8 protein-coding genes, 1 rRNA gene and 1 other RNA gene are annotated in these 6,699 nt (G+C 49.3%); all 10 read right to left on the bottom strand.

Going from position 1 to position 6,699, the window contains the following annotated elements; all coding sequences use genetic code 11:
- Positions 1-68: ribosomal RNA gene (locus ASF12_RS18330) — 16S ribosomal RNA — on the bottom strand; the annotation flags it as partial.
- Positions 69-477: 409 nt separating this feature from the next.
- The gene (locus ASF12_RS18325) at positions 478-744 is read right to left on the bottom strand and encodes a pro-sigmaK processing inhibitor BofA family protein (protein ID WP_235533203.1); all 267 of its coding nucleotides are present in this window, start codon (positions 742-744) and stop codon (positions 478-480) included.
- The gene (locus ASF12_RS18320) at positions 741-1,034 is read right to left on the bottom strand and encodes a DUF2508 family protein (protein ID WP_063892596.1); all 294 of its coding nucleotides are present in this window, start codon (positions 1,032-1,034) and stop codon (positions 741-743) included. Before ASF12_RS18320 ends, ASF12_RS18325 begins: the two co-directional genes overlap by 4 nt.
- A 218-nt stretch (positions 1,035-1,252) precedes the next feature.
- Positions 1,253-1,852 (bottom strand): recombination mediator RecR, encoded by a 600-nt coding sequence (gene recR, locus ASF12_RS18315; protein WP_046229552.1) that lies wholly within the window; start codon positions 1,850-1,852, stop codon positions 1,253-1,255.
- Positions 1,853-1,895: 43 nt separating this feature from the next.
- A complete protein-coding gene (locus ASF12_RS18310; RefSeq protein WP_056037661.1) occupies positions 1,896-2,207 on the bottom strand; it encodes a YbaB/EbfC family nucleoid-associated protein in 312 nt (103 codons plus the stop codon).
- A 22-nt stretch (positions 2,208-2,229) separates the two neighbouring features.
- Positions 2,230-4,017, bottom strand: coding sequence for a DNA polymerase III subunit gamma/tau (dnaX, locus tag ASF12_RS18305; RefSeq protein ID WP_056037660.1), 1,788 nt, complete (start codon positions 4,015-4,017; stop codon positions 2,230-2,232).
- A gap of 178 nt (positions 4,018-4,195) precedes the next feature.
- Positions 4,196-4,463, bottom strand: an RNA gene (ffs, locus tag ASF12_RS33310) — signal recognition particle sRNA large type.
- Between the two features lie 134 nt (positions 4,464-4,597).
- Complete coding sequence (locus ASF12_RS18300) at positions 4,598-5,014, bottom strand: hypothetical protein (protein ID WP_056037657.1); 417 nt, start codon at positions 5,012-5,014, stop codon at positions 4,598-4,600.
- 86 nt (positions 5,015-5,100) lie between these two features.
- Positions 5,101-5,298, bottom strand: coding sequence for a 50S ribosomal protein L31 (gene rpmE / locus ASF12_RS18295; protein WP_056037655.1), 198 nt, complete (start codon positions 5,296-5,298; stop codon positions 5,101-5,103).
- A 143-nt stretch (positions 5,299-5,441) separates the two neighbouring features.
- Positions 5,442-6,698 (bottom strand): radical SAM protein, encoded by a 1,257-nt coding sequence (locus ASF12_RS18290; protein WP_056037652.1) that lies wholly within the window; start codon positions 6,696-6,698, stop codon positions 5,442-5,444.
- Position 6,699: the final 1 nt, after the last annotated feature.

The following is a 6,699-nucleotide window of genomic DNA, read 5'->3' as shown; positions in this document are numbered from 1 at the left end:
CGCTCGACTTGCATGTATTAGGCACGCCGCCAGCGTTCGTCCTGAGCCAGGATCAAACTCTCCATTTAGGATGTCTTTTCTTTCGATCAAGATCGAAGGGAAAAGAGCATTTGGTTTGACTTGCTCATTACTTTTTTGTATCGCTTTACATTAACTAAGTTAATGTGGCAGTTTCACTCGTTGTTCAGTTTTCAAAGAACAATTTCTCTCGCTTGCGTTTCGTTCGTGTCTGCCGTATGTCTCAGCGGCGACTCATATAATATATCACAGGCGCCTAGGCAATTGCAAGTACTTTTTTCAAAAAACTTTTTCGGTGTTTTTCAACCCCGTATGTACCTGCCCTTGACGCGAGATATAGAATACCATGAACCATAAGGACAAGTCAACCCAAACGCAAAAAAATCAGGAAAGCCCTTATCCAGGCTTGTCCTGATCACCTTTAGTCCATAAACATTGCCTTCCGCTGCTTGCGGATAACTACACCATTATGTGCTGCAGGCCTACAATAAGCGCAATACCCGGTATACCGAGTACGACAACCGTTGATATCGTCGCCGGATTAATGGGGATTTTAATATCAGAAATAAGACCGGAGTAATTCAGCAAATAAAGAACTGCGCAAGCACTTATCAAGTGCAAGGTGAAGCTTTTTGCCCATGACCATGAAAGACGATGTCGAACAATTACCGCAAGCAGTGCAACCGAAGAGAATACCAGAACTACGAGTAGGATCGTATTCATCATTGGACCGCCCTCCATTCCGACCAGCTCTTGCAAGCTCTTTTGGCGGTGCGGAGCAAAGAGTCATATCGCTTTTCAGCCGTAATAATGGCGTATATCGCATAATCAATCTGATCTTTGCCCAAAGCATAGTCAAAAAAACGGTTTGCATTTTCCCATTCCAGATGGGCCTCATAAATTTCCTGGCGCAGCCGGTCGGTCCACTGCAGGGCATCCATCTCCGCTTGAACCCCATTAACCGACTTTTTCTCCGCTGTCTTACTGCCGATTCTCCATTTATTGAGCTGCTTCATTCCCTCATGACCTCCCGCTTGTCCATTCAAAAGCCAAGGCTGCCTTTATTCCATATATAAGCGGGGAGCCTTGCAAATAGAACTAGCACCGAGATCAATCAGCCGCAGCAGCTTTCTAAACGAAAAGGCAATACGCTATACGCACCAACCCTATGTATACTTCATATAAAAAAAGCTGCCCCTATCGTTTTGAACGATAAGAACAGCTTTGCCTATCTTTAACCCAGCTCTCTGCGGCCTTCCAATGCCTTGGACAGCGTAACTTCATCAGCATATTCCAAATCGCCGCCTACCGGCAAGCCGTGAGCGATTCGCGTGACCCGTATGCCAAAAGGTTTCACCAGCCGCGATATATACATAGCGGTTGCTTCTCCTTCGACATTCGGATTGGTCGCCAGAATAAGTTCCTGTACTCGCTCATCACTGAGGCGGCGCAGCAGCTCGGCAATTTTGATCTGATCCGGACCAATTCCCTCCATAGGAGAGATTGCCCCTTGCAGCACATGATAATGCCCCATGAACTCCTTCGTCCGCTCCATCGCCACCAAATCTTTCGATTCTTGTACGACGCAAATGACGGAGTTGTCCCTGAGCTTATCTTGGCAAATACGGCAAGGGTCCGTATCGGTTATATTGCAGCAGATGGAGCAATAAGTCAGATTGCGCTTCACGCTCACGAGCGCTTTAGCAAAATCAATGACATCGTCTTCCTTCATGCGAAGCACATAGAAAGCCAGTCTTGCAGCTGTTTTCGGTCCAATACCCGGCAGCCTGGTGAAACTGTCAATCAACTTCGCTATCGGTTCGGGATAATGCAACAGGTGTAGCTCCTTTCAAATCAGAACGAGCTGCGGCTTGTTTTTAGAACAAGCCTGGGATTTTCATGCCACCTGTAAATTTGCCCATGTCCTGGTTCGCGACATCGTCCACTTTTGACAAGGCATCGTTTACAGCTGTAATAATCAAATCCTGCAGCATTTCAACATCTTCCGGATCGACAGCTTCCGGTTTAATTGTAATATCAAGAACTTTTTTGTGGCCGTTTACGGTAACGTTAACTACGCCGCCGCCTGCTGTGCCTTCAACGGTTTTGTGGACAAGCTCTTCCTGTGCTTTCATCATTTGCTCTTGCATCTTCTTCACTTGCTTCATCATTTGATTCATATTGTTCATTATAATCACCTCTTATTTATAGTTAAAAATCCTCTTTCACAACGACGAGCTCTTCACCGAAAAGCTTAACCGCTTCTTCTACCCATTTAGGCTGGGCTGGTGCTGCGTCCGGCATATCCGATTGCAGTTCAAACGCTTCGTCCGGCGTTCCTGAACCATTATCGGTGGCCGATTGCCATTCTTTAATCATAACCGTTGCAAGCTGAAGCGGCTGCCCAAACACACTTTGCATAACCCGCTCAATAATTTCTTTATGCGTCGGCTTCTCTGTTGTTTCTCGGTGCATCGTATTTTTGAAAGCAACCAATACGTTGCCGTCCACAACGGATACCGGCTCGCCATCCATCAACCACGCATGAACCGTGATTTTGGTTTCCTTCACCCGCTGCAGCAGCTCGCTCCACTTCATGCGAACTTGCCCCGTTTCACTGCTGCCAGCAGCGGATAAATATGGCCCCAGCTTAACTGGCGTCCGAACAGATACCGAGTTAGAGCCGCCGCTGCGGTTATTAAAGGCAGGACGATTGCCATTCGCCCCAGCCCGAGCCGCTGCGCCGCTGGCAGACGCTCCTCCGCCAGCAGCTGGAACGCCATTTTGCAGCAGCTGCTCCAGCTTATGCTCAAGCTGCTCCACCTGCTGGCGCAGACGGCCCACCTCTGCGGAAGAACTCGCCGTCCCACCAGATGGCTGGGCAGCGTCCCCCGCAGATGCGCTTTCGCGGCTATCGCCGATGGTGCAAATTTTCATCAACGCGACTTCAAACAGCGTCTGCGATTGAGCGGCATGCTTCATTTCGGATTGATAGCTGTTCAACGTATCAATCATGCGAAACAGGCGGTCCGGCGTAAAAGCATCCGCCATTGCCTGGAAGCGTTCTGCATCAACGACGCGTTCCGTCGCCGCTCCGCCTTGCGGGGCAAGCTTGAGCACAAGCAAATCCCTGAAATAATAAATCAGGTTTTCCATGCACTTATCCGCGCTTTTGCCCGCTTGCGTTAAGCTTTCGACAAGTGGCATCACAGCACCAACATCACGGTCGCGAACCGCTTCCGCGAGCTCGTAGAACTGGTCGGCCGCCATTCCGCCCGTCACATCGACAGCGCCGTCGAGCGTAATGCTTCCGCCTCCAAAAGCTGCTACCTGCTCCAGCAGGCTGATCGCGTCACGCATGCCGCCTTCTGACAGCCTTGCAATATAAGCAATCGCATCATCTTCGGCGGTAATGCCTTCTTCCTTGCAAATCTCATGAAGCCGCTCCGATTGCTCTGCAAGCGACACCTGCCGAAAATCAAAACGCTGGCAGCGAGAAATAATCGTTGCAGGAAGCTTATGCGGTTCAGTTGTTGCTAATATAAAGATAACATGTGCAGGCGGCTCTTCCAATGTTTTGAGCAAAGCATTGAATGCCTCTGAAGTAAGCATGTGCACCTCATCAATAATGTACACTTTATATCTCACTTCAGATGGGGCGTAGCGCACCTTATCCCGAATATCGCGAATTTCGTCGATGCCCCGGTTGGAGGCAGCGTCAATCTCCACAACATCCATAATATGACCAGCTGTAATACCGCGGCATGCGTCGCATTCGTTGCAGGGCTCCACTGCCGGGCCGGATTCACAATTGACTGCTTTCGCCAATACCTTAGCTGTCGTCGTCTTCCCCGTCCCCCGGGGACCGTTGAACAAATAGGCATGCGAAACGCGATCCTCTTTTATCGCATTTTGCAGCGTCTGCACAATATGCTGTTGTCCCACCATGTCCCGAAACGTCTGGGGACGCCAGGCACGGTACAAGGCAATATGAGTCACATGGACCGTTCCCTTCTTGTTTCCTTACAGGAATTCTGCAAAAATACTCTATAATACTCTATCTCTTATTATACATCATCAAAGCCTCAAGCCAAACAAAAAACACCCGCAGCACCATTCGAGTTCATCGAAAAGCGTCGCCGGTGTCTGTTAACATCCGTAATATAAAACTTTAATACCGTGCACCTGCCCTTGATTAATGTAACCCAGGCGGCACTCTTGCACCACAGCTCGAGCCAGGCACTCCCCCGGCACATGAACTAACTTACTTACGGCTGCTTCCTTCCGGACCTGACCGAGTTCACAAGCGTCCATTGCGGAGGACCCAACTGTCAACACTGCTCGCAAGCGCCAAACCCCGCATAGACATAACCTCAAACAGGAATTCAACCTCGCTAAAGCGGATTGCGAGTTACAGGGCACCGCTAACTCCCCATCTAGCACGGCAAAAATAAGTATAGCTGATAATGTTACAAAGCGCAACTTTTCTGAGGACAAGACATAAAATGCGCCTTGTCATCAAGCGTGAACAGCTTGCCCTTTCCTTGACGAAAGGCGCCGTTTCGCTTAAAAACGGGTATTATCGGCTCGTTTTGACCCGCACCTCATAGCGCGGCATATTATATTGCAAAGTCTCCTCTGCTTTATGCTGAAGCTGCTTCATCTGTGCATCGGACATGCCCGGCTTGACGGTCAAATGAACGACCAGATGCTCCCCGTTAAAATGAATCCAGCTTTTTTGAACGCCGTCCATCTTCTTAATCAACTCGCCGACGAACTTGCCGTCTGAGCCATAATTTAAATACGAATGCTTATTCGGTATGTTCGGGTTGCTGTTGGACAGCCCCATATAACCATCATGGCCATAGGATTGCATCTGCTGTTTATGATCAGGCTGGCCACAGCCGGCAGCACTTGACGCTGCCAGCAGCAAGACGCCTGCCAATAACAGCAAGCGCGAGCTTTTTAAAGGCAATACGCTCTGGTTCAATCTCATCAAAAAAACCTCCCTTATAACCATTAGAATGGCTACGGGAGGTTCTTGTATTCTGCCAAATATAGACAAAATAGACATCACAGCAATTAGATGCCGTATTTCTTTTTGAAACGATCGACGCGGCCGCCCACATCCAGGAACTTCTGCTTACCCGTATAGAATGGGTGGCATTGGGAACAAATCTCTACACGAAGGTTCTGTTTAATGGAACCAGTCTCGAAAGTGTTACCACAAGCGCAAGTTGCTGTAGTGATATGGTATGTCGGATGAATAGCTTGTTTCATCTCTTTCACCTCTTTCTGCCCTGAGCCACAGGCGGGCCCAGAATTAAGTCATACATCTCTGCATTATAGCATAGCTCCGTCCTTGTTGTAAAATACAAAAGAAGCAGCTGTCCGTCACCAGAACAACCGCTCCTTCTGGGGCATCAAGATTGAATTAAGCTCGCAGGCGGAACATGCGTGAATGAGCCAATTACGACTTCTGGCAGCTCGTTGCGGAAAATTTCCAGCATCTGCTTCATTCCATAAATTTCGCCTTGTGCCGGCGGAATCAAGGACAAATAGCTTTCCGGGTCGATGTTCAGGTTCCGCATTTGGATAAGCTTAAGGCCGGTCCGCTTTACAAAGCCGATCATGGCCTCCATCTCTTCCTCACGATCCGTCACACCAGGAAAAATCAAATAGTTGATCGACGTATAAACACCCTTGTCCGTCGCATATTTCAACGACTTCTCTACATTGGCGAGCGTATAGCCACGCGGCTTGTAGTAGGCATTGTAATGGTCATCAAGCGCACTGATGGTGCTCACACGCATCAAATTCAGTCCCGCATCAACAATGGCACGGATGTGATCTGTCAGCCCAGCGTTCGTATTAATGTTAATGTAGCCAAGCGACGTCTGGCTTCTCACCCGGCGCATCGCATCGACAATAATCCGCACCTGCGTTGAAGGTTCGCCTTCGCAGCCTTGGCCGAAGCTAATAATGGAATCTTCATGGCGGAGATGCTCCAGCATAATCTCCGTCACTTCGTCCACCGTCGGCTTGAAATTCATCCGGGTTTGCGGAGCAACAAAGCCGCTGTCATCCGGCTGTTCGGAAATACAGCCAAAACAACCCGCATTGCACGAATACGATACCGGAACCGCACCTTCCCAGCGCTGCAGGAACGTATTGGACGACGTCAAGCATTCATACCCCAGTGCACAGTTCGACAAATGCTTGTACAGACGATTTTCTGGATATTTGGACGTGATGCGCTCGACTTGCTGCTTTACCTCATCGCGGTCACAATTGAGCGGATCCCAGCGCTCCGGATCATCGCACTGCTCAGCTGCAACATAGAAGCCATTGTTTTTCCATACGACAGCCGTATAACCGAACAAAGGCAGCTTTTCATTTTTATCCGCTTTGACATAGCCTGGCAGGGCAAGCCGCGTAAAGCCTTGCGGCAAAAGTGCGCCTACCGCCTGCTTATTGCCTGGAAGCAGCTGCATTTCGCCCGTATCCGGGTTCAGGCCAACCGCCTTCGTAAATGGCAAGCTTACAAGCGTCGCCCCTTCCGGCAACGGAATGAGCTCGTCCTCCATCATTTCGACAATCATATCGCCGCTGCGGCCTAAAGCTATATAGTGAGGATGATCAAAGACATTTCCTTGCTCATCAGCATATACAAGATTCATG

Source organism: Paenibacillus sp. Leaf72 (assembly GCF_001422685.1).
Lineage (GTDB): Bacteria > Bacillota > Bacilli > Paenibacillales > Paenibacillaceae > Pristimantibacillus.
This window is presented reverse-complemented; position numbering and strand designations above follow the sequence as displayed.